Source organism: Streptomyces sp. NPDC050549 (assembly GCF_040655035.1).
In the GTDB taxonomy this organism is placed as follows: domain Bacteria; phylum Actinomycetota; class Actinomycetes; order Streptomycetales; family Streptomycetaceae; genus Streptomyces.
The window spans coordinates 22938-41324 of the sequence record NZ_JBFAJD010000028.1 but is presented as its reverse complement, the minus strand read 5'-3'; the positions used below and the strand labels follow the sequence as shown (position 1 = coordinate 41324).

Sequence of the window (18387 nt, the reverse complement as noted above, 5' to 3'; positions counted from 1 at the left end):
GGGTGACGGGGTCGCGGATCGCGTGCCAGAGTCCCATGCGCCCACCTTCCCCGGAACCGGCGGCCACCCGCGAGACGTTTTCCCTCAGTGCCCGGTACCGTCGGGCTTCGCGATCCACCGACCCCCAGCAGGGAGCCCTCCCCCATGACCGCCACCACCACCCGCCCGAGCGACCGGCGGATCAGTCCCGTCTTCCTCGGGATCCTGGCCGTCACGGCGGTGACCGGCTGGGCCACCTGGACCGGGTTCGCCGAGAAGCCGGGCATCGCCGTGTTCCTGTTCGTGACGGCGGCCTGGATCGTCTCCCTGTGTCTGCACGAGTACGCGCACGCGCGCACCGCGCTGCACAGCGGTGACATCTCGATCGGCTCGAAGGGCTATCTGACCCTCAACCCGCTGAAGTACACGCACGCGCTGCTCAGCATCGTGCTCCCCGTGATCTTCGTCATCATGGGCGGCATCGGTCTGCCGGGCGGCGCGGTGTTCATCGAGCGGGGCCGCATCCACGGCCGTTGGAAGCACAGCCTGATCTCGGCGGCGGGCCCGCTGACGAACGTACTGTTCGCGGCGGTCTGCACGGCCCCGTTCTGGCTGCACGCCCTCGACGGGGTGCCGGCCGACTTCCAGTACGCGCTGGCCTTCCTGGCCCTGCTCCAGGTGACCGCGGCGATCCTGAACTTCCTGCCGGTGCCGGGCCTGGACGGCTACGGCGTGATCGAGCCCTGGCTGTCGAACGACATCAAGCGGCAGGTGGAGCCGTTCGCGCCGTTCGGCCTGCTGTTCGTGTTCGCGCTGCTGTGGGTGCCGTCGATCAACCGGGAGTTCTTCGACATGATCGACGCCGTCCTGCGGGGCCTGGGCGTCAGCAACTGGGAGACGTCGAGCGGCTACAGCCTCTACCAGTTCTGGCGCTAGGAAAGGTCTCAGGCCGCGCGGCCCCGCTTCAGGTAGTACCAGCACATGTTGGACGAGAGCCCCGCGAGCAGGACCCACACGATGCCGATCCAGCTGCCCTCCACGAAGGAGACGACCGCCGCGGCCACGGCGAGCAGGCAGACGACGAGGGCGTAGACGGCGAGGCGGGGCATGGGATCGGCTCCTGTCGAGGACGGGGGGACACTGCTGGGCAGCCACCAGTGTCCCCCACCCGCTCAGACGTCCGTGACGCGCAGCCCCGCGTGTGCCTTGTAGCGGCGGTTGACCGAGATCAGGTTCGCGACCAGGGACTCCACCTGGTGGGCGTTGCGCAGCCGGCCCGCGAAGACGCCCCGCATGCCGGGGATACGGCCGGCCAGCGCCTGGACGATCTCGACGTCGGCGCGCTCCTCGCCGAGGACCATGACATCCGTGTCGATCTCGTCGATCTCCGTGTCCATGAGCAGTACCGCCGACAGGTGGTGGAAGGCTGCGGCGACCCGGGAATCGGGCAGCAGTGCGGCGGCCTGTTCGGCGGCGCTGCCCTCCTCCGGCTTCAGCGCGTAGGCGCCCTTCTTGTCGAAGCCGAGCGGGTTGACGCAGTCGACGACGATCTTCCCGGCCAGCTCCTCGCGCAGCGACTCCAGTGTCTTGCCGTGGCCGTCCCAGGGCACGGCGACGATCACGACGTCGCTGCGGCGCGCGGTCTCCGCGTTGTCGGCGCCCTCGACTCCGTGGCCGAGTTCGTCGGCGGCGGCCTGCGCGCGCTCGGCGACGCGGGAGCCGATGATCACCTTCTGGCCGGCCTTGGCGAGCCGGTAGGCGAGGCCCTTGCCCTGCGGCCCGGTCCCGCCGAGCACGCCGACGACCAGTCCGGAGACGTCGGGGAGATCCCAGGGGTCCTTCGCGGGGGCCTTCGCCGGGGGTGTCGCGGGGGTCTGTGCAGCACTGTCGGTAGAGGTCATGGGCCGACTTTACGTCCGCCTCCCCACCCGTATCGGCTCAGGTGAGGTCCGTCACGGGCACCCGCGACTCAGCCGAGGTCCGTGACCGGCACCCGTCGGAACGTGATCGTCTCGTACGCACCGAAGTCCCCGGTCTCGTAGAGGAGTCCGACCGTGTCGTCGTCGACGCGGACGAGGTCGGAGTAGGCGGCGGGCAGGCCGTCGGCCGTGAACACCGGGCGCCAGGTGGTGCCGCCGTCGGCCGAGGCGCGCAGGGTCATCAGGGCGCGGGCGGCCGGATCGCCGGGGCCGGAGTACAACAGCACGTCGGGGTCGCGGAGTTGGAGGACGCTGCCCTCGCAGACGGGGGCGGCGAGACCGGCCTGCGGGCGGAAGGGCTTGACGAGGGTCCTGCCGCCGTCCTCGGAGTGGGCGTCGGCGCGGTTGCCGGGGGACGGGGAGTCGTTGCGGGTGTTGAAGTAGACGCGCCCGTCCGGGAGTTCGGCGGCGGTGGTCTCGTTGCAGTTGATGTAGCCGTCGGTGTTCTCGTCGACGTAGCCGAGGTACCAGGTCTCGCCGCGGTCGTCGCTGAGCAGGCAGTGGCCGCTGTTGTACTTGGCCTCGTTGCCGACGTCGGTGCCGGTGGGCGGGACCGTGTGGTTGCCGGGGACGACGACGCGGCCGGTGCTCAGCTGGATCGCGTGCCCGGGTGTGGTGGCGTACCAGCGCCACTCGGGCTTCTTCACCTGCTCGGTGATCTCCTGGGGGCTCGTCCAGGTGACCCCGTCGTCGTCGCTGTGGCGCACCCACACGCGCCGCCCGTCGGCCGGCTTCACCTTGCCGCGCAGGATGGCGTCCTCGCTCGCGGAGGCGGCCGAGCGGACGTGGACGAGCAGGATGCGGCCGGTGTCCAGGACGACCGGGGCCGGGTTGCCCGCGAGGTCGGTGCCGTTGTCGGCGGCGACGGTCTGCGGGCCCCAGGTGCGCCCGCCGTCCGTGGAGCGGCGCAGGACGATGTCGATGTGGCCGTAGTCGCTCGCGGAGGCGACCCGGCCCTCGCAGAACGCGAGGAGGGTACCGGCGCGGGAGACCACGATCGCCGGGATCCGGTAACTCGCGTAGCCCCCTTGGCCGGCGCGGAAGGGGACGGTGACGTCTGCGGTGTCCGTCATGGGGTGGCTCCTTGTGCGACGTGCGGCCGATGAGCCCGCACCTTCCCCAAGTCGGGCGAATTCGCGGTGAACTCCGCGTCACGAGTGGCCGGTTGCGGCAGGATGCGCGGACATGGACGCCGTACGGGTCGCTCTGCTGCGTGAAGTGCTCGCCGGGACCGAGTGGTTGGGGGCCACGCGAAGGTTCGCGGGGGTGCTGCGCGGGTCGGTGGTGGCGCACGGGGGCGGGCTGCTGCTGGTGGGCACGCCCGCGTACGAGCCGTGGCACCTCGCGGCCCATCTGGTCGACGAGGCCGCGTGGTCGGGCACACCGGAACTGACTCCGACTCTCGTACGGCATGACGCGCGCCCCTCCGACCCGGCCCATCTGGCCGTCGGACTCGGCCGGATCGAGGCGGCCCGGCGCGGCGAGACGCTGCTCGTCGTGTCGCCGGAGGGGCCGGGTGATCCGCTCCTCGAAAGGGTGCACGAGGCCCGCCGGGCCGGGGCGACCGTCCTCTCCCTCGGCTCCGAGGACCGTGAACTGACGTCCCTGGCCCATGAGTCGCTCGCCGTACCGGACGGCACGGACCTGGACCTCGACACCGTGCAGCATCTGGTGAGCGCGGCGGCCGGCGAGAACGTGCTGCCGGCGGCGCGGGGGCGACGGCGGTTCCGCGACCGGCTCTCCCGTCTCACCGACCAGTTGACGGCTCCGCCGCCCGCCCGCTGGTAGGGAGTCCGAAATCCGGTTGCCAGGCCCTCCCCCGGCCCCGACCATTGCCCCTCGTGACCGACAGTCCCGCTCCCCCCATCCGCCTCCGCGCCCTCCTCCCCGACCTCGCCCCCTGGCACGCCTCCGCGGACTTCCGCAGGCTCTGGGTCGCGGGCCTGATCTCGAACTTCGGGAACTTCCTGTCCTTCGTCGCGCTCCCGGTGCAGCTCAAGGAACTCACCGGTTCCGCCGCGGCGGTGGGCGCGATCGGCGCCGTGGAACTCGTGCCGCTGATCGTGTTCGGGCTCTACGGCGGTGCGCTCGCCGACGCGTGGGACAAGCGGAAGCTGATCGTGTGGACCGAGGCCGGGCTGGGCGTGCTGTGCGGGGCGCTGCTGCTCAACTCGCTGCTGCCGGCGCCCGCCGTGTGGCCGCTGTATGTCATCGCGGCACTGACCTCGGTGCTCGGTTCGGTGCAGCGGCCCGCGCTGGACTCGCTGTGGCCGCGGATCGTGGCCCATGAGCACATGACGGCCGCGTCGGCGCTCAACTCCCTGCGCTGGACGGTCGGCGGGGTCATGGGCCCGGCGCTGGCGGGTGTGGTGGTGGCGTTCGCGGGCCTGCCCTACGCGTACGCGGCGGACACGCTGACGTTCGTCGTGTCCGTGGTCCTGATCTTCCGGATCGCCGCCTCCCCCGGCGCTCACGAGGCACAGAAGCCGTCGCTGCGGTCGATCGCGGAGGGCGCCCGGTACGCGTGGAGCCGCAAGGAACTCCTCGGTACGTACGCGATCGACCTCGCGGCGATGTTCTTCGCGATGCCGCTGGCGGTGCTGCCGTTCCTCGCGGACGACCTGCACGCCGAGTGGGCGCTCGGGCTGATGTACTCGACTGTTCCGGCCGGTGCCCTGCTGGTGAGTGTGACCAGCGGCTGGACCTCGCGGATCCACCGGCACGGGCGGATGGTGGTGCTGGCCGCCGCGCTGTGGGGCGTGGCGATCGCCTGCGCGGGGGCCGTGGGCAGCGTATGGCTGGTGCTGCTGTTCCTCACCGTCGCGGGCGGCTGCGACATGGTCAGCGGCATCTTCCGCGCGGTGATCTGGAACCAGACGATCCCGGACGAGCTGCGCGGCCGGCTCGCCGGGATCGAGCTGCTGTCCTACTCGGTGGGCCCGCAGCTGGGGCAGGTCAGGTCCGGTGGCATGGCCGCGCTCTCCGGGGTGCGGACCTCGGTGTGGGCGGGCGGGCTGATGTGCGTGGGTGCGGTGGGGCTGCTGGCCGCAGGACTGCCGAAGCTGATGTCGTACGACGCGAGGACGGACGAGCACGCGCTGCGGCTGAAGGACCAGCGCGCCGCCGACGCCGCTGCCAGTGCCTGATCAGTCCTCGTCGGCGGTCCCCTTCGTGGCGTCGTGCCACTTGGGGTCGTTCTCCCACTCCAGATTGCGCTCGCGGGCCGTCTCCATCGCGTGCTCGGCCTCCGCGCGGCTGGCGTACGGCCCGAAGCGGTCCTTGGCGGGGCACTCCGGCCCCTCCTCGACCTTCTTGTGTTCGAGGCAGTAGTACCACTCGCCGGGCTTCCCGACCGTGCGCTTCTTGAACAGGGCCATCAACGGCTCCTTTCCCTACGGCCATGTTCCCCCATGTCCGCTGGTTAGACTCGCTGGCATGTCTGGCCAGTCGCTGCTCGTACCAGGGGAGCTCTCTCCCACCCGTTCCGTGCCCGGAAACATCCGCCGGCCCGAGTACGTCGGCAAGCCCGCGCCGACCCCGTACACCGGGCCGGAGGTGCAGACCCCCGAGACGATCGAGGCGATGCGGATCGCCGGGCGGATCGCCGCGCGGGCGATGGCGGAGGCCGCGAAGGTCATCTCGCCGGGTGTGACCACGGACGAACTCGACCGGGTGGCGCACGAGTACATGTGCGACCACGGCGCCTATCCGTCGACGCTCGGCTACCGCGGCTTCCCCAAGTCCCTGTGCACCTCCCTCAACGAGGTGATCTGCCACGGCATTCCGGACTCCACGGTGCTGCGCGACGGCGACATCATCAACCTCGATGTGACGGCGTACATCGGCGGGGTGCACGGTGACAACAACGCGACGTACCTGGTCGGCGACGTCGACGAAGAGTCCCGACTCCTGGTGGAGCGCACCCGGGAGTCCCTCGACCGCGCGATCAAGGCGGTCAAGCCCGGCCGTCAGATCAACATCATCGGCCGGGTCATCGAGTCGTACGCCAAGCGCTTCGGGTACGGCGTGGTCCGGGACTTCACCGGCCACGGCATCAACTCGTCCTTCCACTCCGGCCTGATCGTCCCGCACTACGACAGCCCGCACGCTACGACGGTCATCCAGCCCGGGATGACGTTCACGATCGAGCCGATGCTGACGCTGGGGACGCACGAGTACGACATGTGGGACGACGGGTGGACGGTCGTCACGAAGGACCGGAAGCGGACGGCGCAGTTCGAGCACACGCTGGTGGTGACGGAGACGGGGGCGGAGGTGCTCACGCTGCCGTAGCAGGTCAGGACCCGTTCTCTGCCGAGGGCGGGTCTCTTCTTGTACGCTTTTACCGACAGGGCGTCGGTAAACCTGTTGACTTAGGTAAGCCTTACCTTGGAGGATGCGGCTCATGGACTCCTTCTCGACAGTCATCCGCACCGCGTCCCGCGAACAGCATGTGGAGGCGGAGACCTCCACCTTCATGAGCGACCTGCTCGGCGGCCGGCTGGGCGTGGACGCGTACGCCCGCTACACCGAGCAACTGTGGTTCGTGTACGAGGCGTTGGAGACCGGGGCCGAGCGGCTGGCGGCAGATCCGGTGACCGGGCCGTTCATCCGGGCCGAGTTGTTCCGGCTGCCCGCGCTGGAGCGCGACCTGGAGCATCTGCGGGGCGCGGACTGGCGCACGGGACTGACCGCACTGCCTGCCACACAGGCCTACGCGGACCGGGTACGGGAGTGTGCGCAGTCGTGGCCGGCCGGCTACATCGCCCACCACTACACGCGCTACCTCGGTGACCTCTCCGGCGGCCGGATCATCCGCGACAAGGCGGAGCGGAGGTGGGAGTTCTCCCGCAAGGGCGACGGCGTGCGCTTCTACGTCTTCGAGGGGATCGCCAACCCGGCCGCGTTCAAGCGGGGTTACCGCGAACTGCTGGACGCCGTCCAGGCCGACGACCTGGAGAAGCAGCGGATCGTGGCGGAGTGCAAGCGGGCGTTCGCGTTGAACACCGGGGTGTTTCGGGCGCTGGGTGACGAGTTCCCCCTGAGTGCCTGACGCTAGCGCTCCAGGAACACCCGTCCGCCGACCTCGACCCAACCCCCCGGCTGCGGAGCCGTAAGTATCTGGGACCCCGCACCCTGCGTGATGTTGAGGGCGCGCCCCAGTTGGTCGGTGAGCAGAAGGGCCGCCGCGCCCGTCGCCTCGTCCTCGTGGATGCCGTCGTCGCGGCCCGGGAAGGCGCGGGCGCGGACTCGGCCCGCCGCCTCGTCCTCCCAGGCCCAGGCGTAGATCCACTCGCCGGGCGGGGGCACGGGCAGGGCGTCGACCTCGGCGGCGGTGGCGTACTGGCGCAGGGTGCGCGGCGGGGCCCACTCCGGGAGGGCCTCGATCCAGCTGAACTCGCCGTCGAGACGGGCACCCACGATGCCTGCGGGCGTGACCAGTTCGGGTATGTCCAACAGCCAGGCGGCGCCGACACAGGGGTGGCCGGCGAAGGGCAGGCGCAGGGTGGGCGTGTAGATGTCGATGACTCCGCGCTCGGGGTCGTCGACGAACACCGTCTCGCTGAAGCCGAGCTTCCCGGCGAAGAGCTGTCGCTCGCCCGGGTCCGGCATGACGGAACCCTCGCGGACGACGCCGAGTTCGTTGCCGTATCCGCCGCTTGGGCCGCAGAAGACACGCAGTACGTCGTAGTCGGTCACGAGGGAATTGAAACACCCGCCCGGGCGGTCCCGTACATCGAGTACGGAACCGGCCCGGCCCGGCCTTACGCGGCACACGAGAGTGCGGCCCGCCAGGAGGCGCCGATCGCCCTCTCCGACGGCGTCGAGCGCGACTTCCGCATCACCGAAGGCATCGACCGACCGCCCCCACGCTCCTTACGAGACACGGCAGTTGTGCGTGAACAACCGGCGCCTTCGAGCGCCGTGCACCAGAGCAGGGCCTCGTCCCGGTCGGTGGTGGACCACACCGCCTCGATCGGCGGGCCGACGTCGGCGAGCGCGCCGCTGGGCGCACCCCTGCCGCTGCTCGACGAACCGACGGCCGCGCTCGACCTCCGACACCGGGAACTGGTCCTGCGGCCATGCCGGGAAAGGGCGCACGCGGGGGACGCGGTGATCGTGGTGCTGCATGATCCGGCGCCGGCCGCCGCCTATGCGCACCGGGTCGCGATTCTGCGCGCCGGTCGTGTCGCCGCCGACGGTCCGCCGGGCGACGTCTTCACCGAGGAGTTGCTTTCGGACGTCTACGACCAGCCCGTTGAGGTGTTCCCGCATCCGCACACGGGGGCTGCCGTCATGGCTCCACAGCGGCCCGCTTGACCTTTCCTTGACCATTACTTGGCATTTGTTTTTCGCCATCGAGATCAAGCCGTGTCTGTGATTTTTCCGTGGCCAGCGAATACCGGACCGGGTGGGTATGAGTGAGGTAAGCCTCAGGTAAGTTAGGGCAGCCTCACCACACTGCCTCACCAGACACTTCCGCTTGGAGCCTGCATGCGTGCCGTCCGACTTCCCGTCGTCACCGCTGTCGCCGCCGCGGCCGCCCTGACCGCCGTCACGGCGTGCACCGCGAAGAGCGACGCCAAGGACGGCGACGCGATCCAGGTCACCGCGGCCGACTCCAAGTGCACGACCTCGACCAAGTCGATCCCGGCGGGCCAGGTCACGCTGAAGATCGAGAACACCGGCTCGAAGGCGACCGAGGTCGAGATCCTCTTCCCGGACGACCGGATCGTCTCCGAGAAGGAGAACATCGGGCCGGGCACCAAGTACACGCTCACCGCCGAGGTGAAGGCGGGGTCGTACGAGATAGCCTGCCGCCCCGGCATGAAGGGCCACGGTGTGCGGCAGAAGCTGACCGTCACCGGCGGCTCGGTCGCCAAGCGCGATCCGAAGCTGGACGCGGCCGTCGCCGCCTACCGCGAGTACGCGCAGGAGCAGGCCGACGCGACGATCCCGAAGGTGGAGACCTTCGTCGACGCCGTCAAGGCCGGCGACATCGAAGCCGCCAAGAACGCCTACGCCCCCTCCCGCGTCGGCTGGGAGACCACCGAGCCGATCGCCGAGTCGTTCGGGGACATCGACCCCAAGACCGACACCCGCGTCAACGACCTGGAGAAGGGCCAGAAGTGGACCGGCTGGCACGCACTGGAGAAGGCCCTGTGGGTGGACAAGAAGGCCGGCACCGAGCAGAAGGCCCTCGCCGATGAGCTGCTCACCGATCTGAAGGACTGGCAGAAGCGGGTCGGCAAGGCCGAGATCACCCCGACCTCCATGGCCAACGGCGCCAAGGAACTCCTCGACGAGGTCGCCACCGGCAAGGTCACCGGCGAGGAGGACCGCTACTCGCACACCGACCTCAGCGACTTCAAGGCCAACGTCGACGGCGCGGAGAAGGCGTACGAGCTGCTGAAGCCGGTCGCGCAGAAGAACGACGCGGCGCTGACCACCGAGCTGGACAAGCAGTTCACCGCGATCGACACGCTGCTCGACAAGTACCGGTCGACCTCGACCTCGGACGGCTTCGTGTCGTACGACAAGGTCACCGCAGACCAGCGCAAGGAGCTGTCGGACGCGGTCAACGCGCTCGCGGAGCCCCTGTCGAAGCTCGCCGCCGCCGTAGTGAAGTAGGCCCGAAATGACCGAAGTTCAGGAAAACAGTGCTCCCTCCCGCCGTTCGCTGATCGGCTGGGGCGGTGCCGGGCTCGCGCTCGGTGCCGTCGCGGCCGGTGGTGCGGTGGCGATGACCCGGGTCGGCGAGGACGTCGATCCGGCGGGCGCCGACACCGGTGCCGCGGTCGCCTTCCACGGCACCAACCAGGCGGGCATCGCCACGCCCGTGCAGGACCGGCTGCACTTCGCCGCGTTCGACGTGAAGACCGACGACCGCGCCGAGTTCGTGCAGCTGCTGAAGGACTGGACGGCCGCCGCCCGGCGGATGACCGGCGGGTACGCGGTCGGCGACGGAGCCTACGGCGGGCTCGCCGAGGCGCCGCCGGACGACACCGGTGAGGCGCTGGGGCTGAAACCCTCGCGGCTGACCCTCACCATCGGCTTCGGGCCGTCGTTCTTCGAGAAGTTCGGGCTCAAGGACGCCCGTCCCGAGGCTCTCGTCGACCTGCCCCAGTTCCCCGGCGACAACTTCGACAAGTCCCGTACCGGCGGCGACCTCTGTGTACAGGCGTGCGCGGACGATCCGCAGGTCGCCGTGCACGCGATCCGCAACCTGGCCCGGATCGGCTTCGGCAAGGTCGCCATCCGCTGGTCCCAACTCGGCTTCGGGAAGACCTCGTCGACCACTCCGGGCGCCCAAACCCCCCGCAATCTCATGGGGTTCAAGGACGGCACCCGCAACATCGCGGGCACCGAGACGGACCGGCTGAAGAAGTTCGTGTGGGTCGGCGAGGGGGATGTCGGCGAGAACTCGGCCTGGATGACCGGGGGTTCGTATCTCGTCGCCCGGCGCATCCGGATGAACATCGAGACCTGGGACCGGACCTCGCTCCAGGAGCAGGAGGACGTCTTCGGCCGGGACAAGGGCGAGGGCGCGCCGGTCGGAAAGGCCAAGGAGCACGACGCGCCATTCCTGAAGGCGATGAAGCCCGACGCGCACGTCCGGCTCGCGCACCCCGACTCCAACGGCGGGGTCACCATCCTGCGCCGGGGCTACTCCTTCACCGACGGCACCGACGGCCTCGGCCGGCTCGACGCGGGCCTGTTCTTCCTGGCCTACCAGCGCGACGTCCGCAAGGGGTTCATCCCGCTGCAGCGCAGGCTGTCGGCGACCGACGCGCTCAACGAGTACATCCAGCACGTGGGTTCGGCGGTCTTCGCCGTCCCGCCGGGCGTCCGCGACAAGGACGACTGGTGGGGCAGCACGCTGTTCTCCAAGGACGCGAAGGAGTCGTAGACCGTGTTCTCCAACTATCTGATCGGTCTGCGCGAAGGGCTGGAGGCCAGCCTCGTCGTCTGCATCCTGATCGCCTATCTGGTCAAGACGGACCGGCGGGACGCGCTCAAGCCGATCTGGATCGGCATCGGCGTCGCCGTCCTCATCGCGATGGGCTTCGGCTGCGCGCTCGAATTCGGCTCCCAGGAGCTGACGTTCCAGGCGCAGGAGGCGCTCGGCGGCTCGCTGTCGATCCTCGCGGTGGGTCTGGTGACGTGGATGGTGTTCTGGATGCGGCGCACCGCCCGGCACCTGAAGTCCGAACTGCACGGCAAGCTGGACGCGGCCCTCGCGATGGGCACCGGCGCGCTGGTCGCCACCGCGTTCCTCGCCGTCGGCCGCGAGGGTCTGGAGACCGCGCTGTTCGTGTGGGCGTCGGTGCACGCGGCGAGCGACGGCACCCCGCGCCCGCTGGTCGGCGTCGGACTGGGCCTGGCCACCGCCGTGTTCCTGGGCTGGCTGTTCTACCGGGGCGCCCTGAAGATCAACCTCGCGAAGTTCTTCACCTGGACCGGCGCGATGCTCGTCGTGGTCGCGGCGGGCGTGCTGGCGTACGGCTTCCACGATCTCCAGGAGGCCGACTGGATCCCGGGGCTGACGAATCTGGCCTTCGACATCAGCGGCACGATCCCGCCGGACAGCTGGTACGGCACCCTCCTCAAGGGCGTCTTCAACTTCCAGCCGGACCCGACCGTCCTGCAGATCACGGTGTGGCTGCTGTACCTGATCCCCACGCTCACCCTGTTCTTCGCCCCGGTAGGGTTCGCCTCCGGGAAGGGGAAGGTGAAGGTAGCTGATGAGCAGGGACCGAAGCCCTCGGAGGCCTCGAAGGCTTGACCGGAGCGCCCTCATAGCGGCCTCGTTGACCGCATTGTCGTTGACGGCGAGCGGTTGTGTGGTGGTCCACGGGGAACGCGAGGTCCTCCCGGCCACCACCCGCGCCGAGGCCGCCAAGGCGCTCCAGCAGTTCACGACCGCGTACAACGCGGCGGACAAGGCGTACGACAGCGCCCTGGACGCCGCTCATGTCACCGGCGCGCTCGGTGACATCGACGCGGCGCGGCTGAAGGCGGGGCACACCAACTACCCGTCGGGGAACCCGAGTTACTCCCCGCTGGAGTTGACGGACGCGAAGTTCACCATTCCGAAGAAGGCCGGCTGGCCGCGCTGGTTCCTCGCCGACACCGCCGCCAACAAGGGCGGCAGCGCCCGCTGGCTGCTGGTGTTCACCCGCAACGACCTGTCCGAGCCGTGGCAGGTGGCGTATCTGACCCTGCTCGCGCCCGCCGCCGTACCGAAGTTCAAGACCGACAAGGACGGCTGGGCCGAGGCAGTGCCCATCAACTCGGCCGAACTCGCCGTCGCGCCCGGGGACTTGAGCAAGCGCTATGCGACGTATCTGAAGAGCGGGGGGACGGACTTCGCGGACGGCGCGCACACCAGCGCGTGGCGCGCGGACCGCGAGAAGGCCACCAAGCCCGGTCTGGCCGTCCAGTTCCTCGACGAACCGCTGACGAACGGCGACTACGCGCCGCTGACGCTGCGCACGGCGGACGGCGGGGCACTGGTGTTCTACGCCACGCGCTACTTCCAGAAGGAGACCGCGGCGACGGGCACCTCGGTGCCGGCCCAGAACAAGGACGTGCAGGCGCTGACGACGGGCACCGTGCAGCAGTCCCTCACCCTCCAACTCGTGTCCAACCAGGTGGCGTTGGACCCGAAGCGGGGCGGCAAGGTGTCGGTGCTGGGCCGGATCGAGGGGCTGACCTCCGCGCAGGGCGGCTGACGGCCGCTCAGACCGTCACGCAAACCCTGATGGTCAACGGCCCAGCGGCCAGGCCGCGTTCGCGTGGTCGGGTTCCTGGCCGGCGTATCGGGCGCAGGCGTCGGTGAGGGTTTCGAGGAGGGTCAGCGGGTCGGGCAGGGGATGCTCGGGGCCGCGCACCCAGTGCACCGACTGGTTCTCGCCGGGCAGTTGGGCCGGGGGTACGAGGACGTAGGAACCGCGGCAGTGCCAGCGCAGCCCCGGGTGTTCGTCCATCGTCTCGGGGTGGCAGTCCAGTTCGCACGGCCACCACTCGTCCTCGTCCTCGGGGGTGCCACGGGTGAGGGTGAAGAAGAGCAGCCGCCCGTCGTCGCTCGCGGCGACGGGCCCGACCTCGATACCGGCGGCGAGCAGCCGCTCCAGCGCCTCGCGGCCGGCCTCCAGCGGGACGTCCAGGACGTCGTTGACCATGCCGGTCGCGGTGATGAAGTTGGCCTGCGGCTGGTGGCGGGCCCAGCGCTCGATCTGCGCGCGGTCGGTCGTGGACTGCGTCTGCCAGGCGAAGGACACCGGGTGCCGGGCCGGTGTGGGGCAGCCCACCCGGTCGCACGAACATCGATAGCCCGGGGCCGGGTGCGCGGCGGGCGCGAGCGGCAGTCCCGCTCCGGCGGCGGCGAGCAGCAGCGCCTCGCGCCCACTGCCGTCGGCGGCCTCCTCCTGCGGGCGGCGTCCACGCAGCCACGAGGAGAGTCTGCCCTGCCGACCGGTCCGGCCACCGAACGTCGCGCTCATCTATCTCCTCGCCTCGCTGTTGTCGCCCTGCTGTTCTTGTCCTGTTGTTGTACGGAGAACCTCCCCCATCGTCGCACCATCCTGCGCCCCGGGAGGCGGTACCCCACATGCGGGGTAGGTGGGACGAGACACACCGAGACCCGGATCACCGCCTATCGGACGATTTGCCGGGATTTACGACCTTCAGGCCTACGACGCGGCGGCGCTCCGGCGCTACGACGGCCAGGGGTCCCCCCAGCTCGCGTCCCGGGCCGCCTTGTACAGGTCGCCGTGGCGTTTGGTGACCGTCGTCCGGCGCAGCTGCTCGTCGCTCTCGCAGAGGTCGAGAAGCACCTGGCCCTTGCGGATCTGCGGACGCCGTACGACCCGGGCGGGGGCGGGTTCGACGGGGAGGCGGGTGGCGGCGACGTAGCTGAACTTCTCGTCCTCGTACGGCAGGGAGCCGCCCTTGACCTGCCGGTGCAGGGAGGAGCGGCTGACCCGGGCCGAGAAGTGGCACCAGTCCTCGCCGGGGACGATCGGGCAGGCGGCGCTGTGCGGGCAGGGCGCGGCGATGTGGAACCCGGCGCCGATCAGCCGGTCCCGGGCCTCGATGACGCGGGCGTAGCCGTCGGGGGTGCCGGCCTCGACGATCACCACGGCCTGTGCGGCGGACGCGGCGGCGTCGACGAGGGCGGCGCGGTCCGGGACGGTGAGTTCGTTGAGGACGTAGGAGACGGTGACGAGGTCGGTGGCGTCGAGGGTGAGCGCCGACCCGATGCGGGCCCGCCGCCAACTGGCGTTCCGCAGGCCGGGGTTGGCGGTGGCGATCTCCTTCCCGAGGCCGAGTGCGGGCTCGGCCCAGTCGAGTACGGTCACCGGGCGGTCGCCGGACCAGGTGGCGGTGACCGCCCAGGTCGCGGCGCCGGTGCCGCCGCCGACGTCCGTGTGCCCCTGCGGAGTCCAGCCGGGCACCGCGTCGGCGAACGCGTCCAGCGCGGAGCGTACGGCCTCGAAGGTCGCCGGCATCCGGTAGGCGGCGTAGGCGACGACGTCCGCACGGTCCCTGAGGATCGGGGCGTCGGTCGGGGTGGCCCCGCGGTACTTGCCGATCAGGCGCTCCACGGCACCGGCGGCCTGCCTGGGCGGAAGGCCGCCGAGCAGCGCGGCGAGAGCGGTACGGAGGGATTCGGCCGGGGTCACGGGGTCGTTCACCCGCCGATTCTAAGAGGTGGGCGCGGGCGACGCCGGTGCAGGCCGGGAAGTGCACCTGCCGGCCCGCTGAACCTCCCGCTCCCGCCTCATCGGCCAGGCCACCTCGCCCGCGGCGCAGGTCCCCCTGGCACACACCATCATGGTCCGGCGGACCGTGAGCGACCTCGGCCCAGGGGCTGCCCACGCGCCCCCCAACGCCCTGCTCGAACCGGCCGAGGGGCTGCTCCTCGACCACGTCGACGAACGCGAACCCACCTTCAAACCGGCGCCGGCCCAAGCGGCCGGGAACCTGGCCGACACCCGCCGCGCCGACGCCGGCCTGTCGCCCCCACCGTCGCCGCGCACGCCGGCGACACCTGGAGGAATCCGCCACGGCACTCACCGCCTCGAATCACGTCTCACCGCGTCCGAGGCCGCCGCGCGCGCCGGCCCGGCGTGCCGCGTCCCGCTCCACCGTTGGAAATGGCATTGCGTCCGCGGACGACACTTGTGCCCTTCCGGGTCGCTCAACCTGCGCACGCGGAGCAACCGCCGAAGCCGCCGCCTCGGCGAACCCATGTGGTCACAGCACCAGACAGGGACAACTTGTCCGCGGTTAGAACCGCCCTTCATCCGGTTCCCGGTTCGGGTCAGGATTGCCCTGTCGAACAGAGGAGGCCGGACGATGGACCGGGCGTTGCTGGCAGATTTTCTCCGAGCACGTCGTGAGGCGTTGCAGCCGGAGGATGTCGGGCTTCCCCGCGGGCAGCGGCGCCGCACCGGCGGGCTGCGGCGCGAGGAGGTGGCGGCGCTGGCCGGGATGTCGGCCGACTACTACAGCCGCATCGAGCAGCAGCGAGGTCCGGTGCCGTCGGAGCGGATACTCGTCGCGCTCGCCCGGGCACTGCGTCTCAACGAGAGCGAGCGTGACCACCTCTTCGTCCTGGGCGGGATCCCGGCGCCGCGGCGAGTCCTTCGGGACGATTACATCGGTCCCACGATGCTGCGGATCGTCGCCGGTCTCTCGGACGTGCCCGCGATCGTGCTGTCACGGCTCGGCGAGGCGTTGCTGCAGACGCGCCCGGCGGTCGCCCTGCTCGGTGACTACACCCAGTACTCGGGCATGTCCCGTTACCTGGTCTACCGCTGGTTCACCGGTGATCCGCGGGTCCGTGGCCTGTACCCCGTCGAGGACCATCCGATACGGGGCAGGGTCTTCGCCGCGGAGATCCGGGACGCGTACACGGCGGATCCCACAGGGAGGGCCGGCGAGATCGTCGCGGCGCTGCTGGAGGTCAGTTCCGAGTTCGCGAACATCTGGCGGTTGCACGAGGTGGGAGTGACCCATCATCACGACCTCAAGCGTTACCTGCACCCCGAGTTGGGGGAACTGGAGCTGTACGCCGAGATGCTGCTGGATCCGGAGCAGCATCAGACGCTACTGGTGTTCACCGCCGTGCCCGGTTCCCCGAGCCACGGCAAGCTTCAGCTCCTGACCGCCGCCTAGCGGCTGTCGTCCCTCACCCACCTGAAGGCACTGTCTCGGAGCCGAGGCATGCCCAGGTCTCACAATGCTTCAGATTTGAAGCATATTTCCCTGTCATGAAAGGTGGCATTTGCCATGAAAGCAGTGCGTTTCCATGAGTACGGTTCTCCGGACGTCTTGCGCTACGAGGACGTGGAACAGCCGGTCCCCGCGGCCGGGGAGGTCCGGATCCGGGTGGCCGCGACGTCGTTCAACCCGGTCGACGGCAACATCCGCGCGGGCTACATGCAGGGCCCCATCCCGGTGACCCTGCCGCACACCCCCGGCATCGACGTCGCCGGCACGGTCGACGCGCTGGGCGAGGGCGCCGACGGGGTCAGGGCGGGTGACCAGGTTGTCGGCTTCCTGCCGATGACCGGTGCCGGCGCGGCGGCGGAGTACGTGCTCGCACCTGCCGGCCTGCTGACGGCGGCGCCCGCAAGCATCCCGCTGACCGACGCGGGCGGGCTGCCGCTGGTCGGGCTCACCGCCTGGCAGGCCCTCTTCGACCACGCCAAGCTGACTGCCGGCCAGCGGGTCCTGATCAACGGTGCGGGCGGCGCGGTCGGCGGCTACGCCGTCCAGCTGGCCAAGCACGCCGGCGCACACGTGATCGCCACGGCCGGGCCGCGCAGCAGTGAACGCGTCAGGACGGCGGGAGCCGACGAGGTGTTCGGCCACGGGGTCCCCGGGCTGTCCGCGCTGGTCGACGTCGTGCTCAACCTCGCGCCGGTCGAGCCGATCCAATTGGCCGCGCTGACCTCGGTGGTCCGCGACGGCGGCATCGTGGTGAACACGACGGTGTGGATGCCCGCGCCTTCCGACGAGGAACGCGGCGTGCGCGGCGTCAACCTCTTCGTCAACAGCGACGCCGCGCAGCTGGCGAGGCTGGTGACGCTGGTCGACTCCGGAGCACTGCACGTCGACATCGCTCGACGGGTACCGCTGGCCGAGCTGCCGGCGCTGCACGCGGAGGCCGCAGAAGGCGCGCTCTCCGGCAAGGTCCTCGTCCTTCCCTCCGCCGTCTCTCTCACCTAGGCGACCTTCTCCGGCACGGCGATCGCGTCGCGTCTTCCTACAAGCGGTCGAGTCATCGCGGGGGCTGCGCTCTGCCGTACCTGGCAGTGCGCAGCCCCGGCACATTCATGGCGGACACCGCCGAATCCTGGCTGGGACTCCACCGCTTCTACGCAGCACACCAGCTCAGGCCCATGAGCCAAAAGGACAGGACAGCCATGACCGAGGCCATGGCGCACGCCGCGCCATGTGGGAGCCGATCACCGGTGCCGCCTCGGCGGCCCAGCCGATCCCGACCGACGTCACGATTCACCGAGCACGACACCCACGACGTCTACCGGCACTGCTCGACACTCGCTTCGCCGGTCTCGACTCCGGTCTGGCCGACGTCGTCACGGTCGGCGCCGCGGCACCGGCCAACCCCGACCTGCCCCACCGCATCCACACGGGTGCGCCCCTCAACGAGCCCGACCCGGCCACCTTCTACGGCGGCGACCACCGCGCCTGCACCGACTACCCGGCCCTCACCACCACCGCTGCGAGCTGAACCATGACCACTCTCCTCATCAAGCCAGACGACAAGACCGTCACCATCACCGTCCAGCAGCGAACTCTCGCGGTGCCCCAGGACGCCTTCCGCATCCTGGCCCCCATCGACCTTCCCACCGTCTTCCGCCCGGTCTTCCCGTTTCCCGGGATCAGCGGTGTGAAGAACCAGACCGGGGCCTGGGACCACGCGGGCTCCCGAAGGAACCCGCAGTTCGACGACGGCTCCCAGGCGGACGAAGAACTCACCGAATACACGCCCGGATCCAGCTTCGCCTACCAGCTGACCAACTTCACCGGCATCCTCTCCCGCCTCGCGGCCGGAGCTCGGGGCGAGTTCAACGTCAACCCCGACGGCGACGGCACACTCATCCGCTGGACCTATGAGTTCAAGCCGCTGCCCGGCCGACGCTGGATCCTCACCGGCCCCTTCACCCCGCTCTGGCGCCGCTACATGGCCGCCGCCCTCAACCGGTGCGTCCACGTCATCGAAACGGAGAAGAACAGCGAGCCGGTGCCGCCCCTGGCCTGCTGACGGCCCGAAGCAGCACGACATCAGCATCCCGACCGGCCCGACCGGGTCGTGCGAACCGCGCTGAGCCCGTGCTGCAACCCGTAGGAGGCAGGCGTCCCGCCGGCCTCCTACGGGTTCCTCGTACAG

19 protein-coding genes and 2 pseudogenes are annotated in these 18387 nt (G+C 70.3%); 14 read left to right on the top strand and 7 right to left on the bottom strand.

Annotated features, from left to right (window positions below; genetic code table 11):
• Positions 1 to 144 precede the first annotated feature (144 nt).
• Positions 145 to 915 carry a site-2 protease family protein gene (locus AB0I51_RS32725; RefSeq protein WP_362981425.1) on the top strand — a complete coding sequence of 257 codons (771 nt, stop codon included), beginning with the start codon at positions 145 to 147 and terminating at the stop codon, positions 913 to 915.
• A gap of 8 nt (positions 916 to 923) precedes the next feature.
• Here the strand turns inward: AB0I51_RS32725 and AB0I51_RS32720 are convergent, their stop codons facing one another.
• From AB0I51_RS32720 to AB0I51_RS32710, 3 genes are all read right to left on the bottom strand, one after another.
• Positions 924 to 1088, bottom strand: coding sequence for a hypothetical protein (locus tag AB0I51_RS32720; protein WP_362981423.1), 165 nt, complete (start codon positions 1086 to 1088; stop codon positions 924 to 926).
• A gap of 63 nt (positions 1089 to 1151) precedes the next feature.
• Positions 1152 to 1880, bottom strand: coding sequence for an NADPH-dependent F420 reductase (npdG, locus tag AB0I51_RS32715; RefSeq protein WP_362981421.1), 729 nt, complete (start codon positions 1878 to 1880; stop codon positions 1152 to 1154).
• 68 nt (positions 1881 to 1948) lie between these two features.
• A complete protein-coding gene (locus tag AB0I51_RS32710) occupies positions 1949 to 3031 on the bottom strand; it encodes a sialidase family protein (RefSeq protein WP_362981419.1) in 1083 nt (360 codons plus the stop codon).
• Between the two features lie 112 nt (positions 3032 to 3143).
• Here AB0I51_RS32710 and AB0I51_RS32705 point away from each other — a divergent pair, with 112 nt between their 5' ends.
• Positions 3144 to 3746 (top strand): hypothetical protein, encoded by a 603-nt coding sequence (locus AB0I51_RS32705; RefSeq protein ID WP_362981417.1) that lies wholly within the window; start codon positions 3144 to 3146, stop codon positions 3744 to 3746.
• A 53-nt stretch (positions 3747 to 3799) separates the two neighbouring features.
• Complete coding sequence (locus AB0I51_RS32700) at positions 3800 to 5104, top strand: MFS transporter (protein ID WP_362981415.1); 1305 nt, start codon at positions 3800 to 3802, stop codon at positions 5102 to 5104.
• Here the strand turns inward: AB0I51_RS32700 and AB0I51_RS32695 are convergent, their stop codons facing one another.
• Positions 5105 to 5335 (bottom strand): hypothetical protein, encoded by a 231-nt coding sequence (locus tag AB0I51_RS32695; RefSeq protein WP_362981413.1) that lies wholly within the window; start codon positions 5333 to 5335, stop codon positions 5105 to 5107.
• A gap of 58 nt (positions 5336 to 5393) precedes the next feature.
• Here AB0I51_RS32695 and map point away from each other — a divergent pair, with 58 nt between their 5' ends.
• The gene (map, locus tag AB0I51_RS32690) at positions 5394 to 6251 is read left to right on the top strand and encodes a type I methionyl aminopeptidase (protein WP_362981411.1); all 858 of its coding nucleotides are present in this window, start codon (positions 5394 to 5396) and stop codon (positions 6249 to 6251) included.
• Between the two features lie 112 nt (positions 6252 to 6363).
• On the top strand, positions 6364 to 7011 hold the full coding sequence (locus AB0I51_RS32685; RefSeq protein WP_362981409.1) for a biliverdin-producing heme oxygenase: 648 nt from the start codon (positions 6364 to 6366) through the stop codon (positions 7009 to 7011).
• Positions 7012 to 7013: 2 nt separating this feature from the next.
• On the opposite strand, the gene AB0I51_RS32680 is transcribed toward AB0I51_RS32685, so the two are convergent.
• On the bottom strand, positions 7014 to 7658 hold the full coding sequence (locus tag AB0I51_RS32680) for a PhzF family phenazine biosynthesis protein (RefSeq protein ID WP_362981407.1): 645 nt from the start codon (positions 7656 to 7658) through the stop codon (positions 7014 to 7016).
• A 312-nt stretch (positions 7659 to 7970) separates the two neighbouring features.
• On the opposite strand from AB0I51_RS32680, the pseudogene AB0I51_RS32675 reads away from it, so the two are divergent.
• The 5 genes and pseudogenes from AB0I51_RS32675 to AB0I51_RS32655 all read left to right on the top strand — a co-directional run.
• Positions 7971 to 8279, top strand: a pseudogene (locus AB0I51_RS32675) (hemin ABC transporter ATP-binding protein); the annotation flags it as partial.
• A 174-nt stretch (positions 8280 to 8453) separates the two neighbouring features.
• Complete coding sequence (gene efeO / locus AB0I51_RS32670; protein ID WP_362981405.1) at positions 8454 to 9590, top strand: iron uptake system protein EfeO; 1137 nt, start codon at positions 8454 to 8456, stop codon at positions 9588 to 9590.
• Between the two features lie 7 nt (positions 9591 to 9597).
• Positions 9598 to 10869: an iron uptake transporter deferrochelatase/peroxidase subunit gene (efeB, locus tag AB0I51_RS32665; RefSeq protein ID WP_362981403.1), complete on the top strand. Its 1272-nt coding sequence runs from the start codon at positions 9598 to 9600 to the stop codon at positions 10867 to 10869.
• A 3-nt stretch (positions 10870 to 10872) separates the two neighbouring features.
• Positions 10873 to 11745, top strand: a complete 873-nt coding sequence (gene efeU / locus AB0I51_RS32660; RefSeq protein ID WP_362981401.1) for an iron uptake transporter permease EfeU — start codon at positions 10873 to 10875, stop codon at positions 11743 to 11745.
• A complete protein-coding gene (locus AB0I51_RS32655) occupies positions 11705 to 12694 on the top strand; it encodes a hypothetical protein (protein ID WP_362981399.1) in 990 nt (329 codons plus the stop codon). The genes efeU and AB0I51_RS32655 overlap by 41 nt, the downstream gene beginning before the upstream one ends.
• 33 nt (positions 12695 to 12727) lie before the next feature.
• On the opposite strand, the gene AB0I51_RS32650 is transcribed toward AB0I51_RS32655, so the two are convergent.
• Positions 12728 to 13465, bottom strand: a complete 738-nt coding sequence (locus tag AB0I51_RS32650) for a bifunctional DNA primase/polymerase (protein WP_362981397.1) — start codon at positions 13463 to 13465, stop codon at positions 12728 to 12730.
• Between the two features lie 213 nt (positions 13466 to 13678).
• Positions 13679 to 14659: a small ribosomal subunit Rsm22 family protein gene (locus tag AB0I51_RS32645; RefSeq protein ID WP_362981395.1), complete on the bottom strand. Its 981-nt coding sequence runs from the start codon at positions 14657 to 14659 to the stop codon at positions 13679 to 13681.
• Between the two features lie 664 nt (positions 14660 to 15323).
• On the opposite strand from AB0I51_RS32645, the gene AB0I51_RS32640 reads away from it, so the two are divergent.
• The 4 genes and pseudogenes from AB0I51_RS32640 to AB0I51_RS32625 all read left to right on the top strand — a co-directional run bounded on the left by AB0I51_RS32640 (position 15324) and on the right by AB0I51_RS32625 (position 18261).
• Positions 15324 to 16145 (top strand): helix-turn-helix transcriptional regulator, encoded by an 822-nt coding sequence (locus AB0I51_RS32640; RefSeq protein ID WP_362981393.1) that lies wholly within the window; start codon positions 15324 to 15326, stop codon positions 16143 to 16145.
• Positions 16146 to 16259: 114 nt separating this feature from the next.
• A complete protein-coding gene (locus AB0I51_RS32635) occupies positions 16260 to 17201 on the top strand; it encodes an NADP-dependent oxidoreductase (RefSeq protein WP_362981391.1) in 942 nt (313 codons plus the stop codon).
• 346 nt (positions 17202 to 17547) lie between these two features.
• Positions 17548 to 17727, top strand: a pseudogene (locus tag AB0I51_RS32630) (alkene reductase); the annotation flags it as partial.
• A gap of 3 nt (positions 17728 to 17730) precedes the next feature.
• Entirely contained in the window at positions 17731 to 18261 is a 531-nt protein-coding gene (locus AB0I51_RS32625; RefSeq protein WP_362981389.1) for an SRPBCC family protein, read from the top strand.
• Positions 18262 to 18387: the final 126 nt, after the last annotated feature.

Excerpts from the sequence above, each read along its gene's own strand:
- AB0I51_RS32650 (WP_362981397.1), bottom strand. The coding sequence starts at position 13,465 with ATGAGCGCGACGTTCGGTGGCCGGACCGGTCGGCAGGGCAGACTCTCC.
- map (WP_362981411.1), top strand. The coding sequence starts at position 5,394 with ATGTCTGGCCAGTCGCTGCTCGTACCAGGGGAGCTCTCTCCCACCCGT.
- AB0I51_RS32635 (WP_362981391.1), top strand. The coding sequence starts at position 16,260 with ATGAAAGCAGTGCGTTTCCATGAGTACGGTTCTCCGGACGTCTTGCGC.
- AB0I51_RS32705 (WP_362981417.1), top strand. The coding sequence starts at position 3,144 with ATGGACGCCGTACGGGTCGCTCTGCTGCGTGAAGTGCTCGCCGGGACC.
- AB0I51_RS32640 (WP_362981393.1), top strand. The coding sequence starts at position 15,324 with ATGGACCGGGCGTTGCTGGCAGATTTTCTCCGAGCACGTCGTGAGGCG.
- efeB (WP_362981403.1), top strand. The coding sequence starts at position 9,598 with ATGACCGAAGTTCAGGAAAACAGTGCTCCCTCCCGCCGTTCGCTGATC.
- AB0I51_RS32695 (WP_362981413.1), bottom strand. The coding sequence starts at position 5,335 with ATGGCCCTGTTCAAGAAGCGCACGGTCGGGAAGCCCGGCGAGTGGTAC.
- AB0I51_RS32720 (WP_362981423.1), bottom strand. The coding sequence starts at position 1,088 with ATGCCCCGCCTCGCCGTCTACGCCCTCGTCGTCTGCCTGCTCGCCGTG.
- AB0I51_RS32710 (WP_362981419.1), bottom strand. The coding sequence starts at position 3,031 with ATGACGGACACCGCAGACGTCACCGTCCCCTTCCGCGCCGGCCAAGGG.
- npdG (WP_362981421.1), bottom strand. The coding sequence starts at position 1,880 with ATGACCTCTACCGACAGTGCTGCACAGACCCCCGCGACACCCCCGGCG.
- AB0I51_RS32725 (WP_362981425.1), top strand. The coding sequence starts at position 145 with ATGACCGCCACCACCACCCGCCCGAGCGACCGGCGGATCAGTCCCGTC.
- AB0I51_RS32625 (WP_362981389.1), top strand. The coding sequence starts at position 17,731 with ATGACCACTCTCCTCATCAAGCCAGACGACAAGACCGTCACCATCACC.
- efeO (WP_362981405.1), top strand. The coding sequence starts at position 8,454 with ATGCGTGCCGTCCGACTTCCCGTCGTCACCGCTGTCGCCGCCGCGGCC.
- AB0I51_RS32655 (WP_362981399.1), top strand. The coding sequence starts at position 11,705 with ATGAGCAGGGACCGAAGCCCTCGGAGGCCTCGAAGGCTTGACCGGAGC.
- AB0I51_RS32685 (WP_362981409.1), top strand. The coding sequence starts at position 6,364 with ATGGACTCCTTCTCGACAGTCATCCGCACCGCGTCCCGCGAACAGCAT.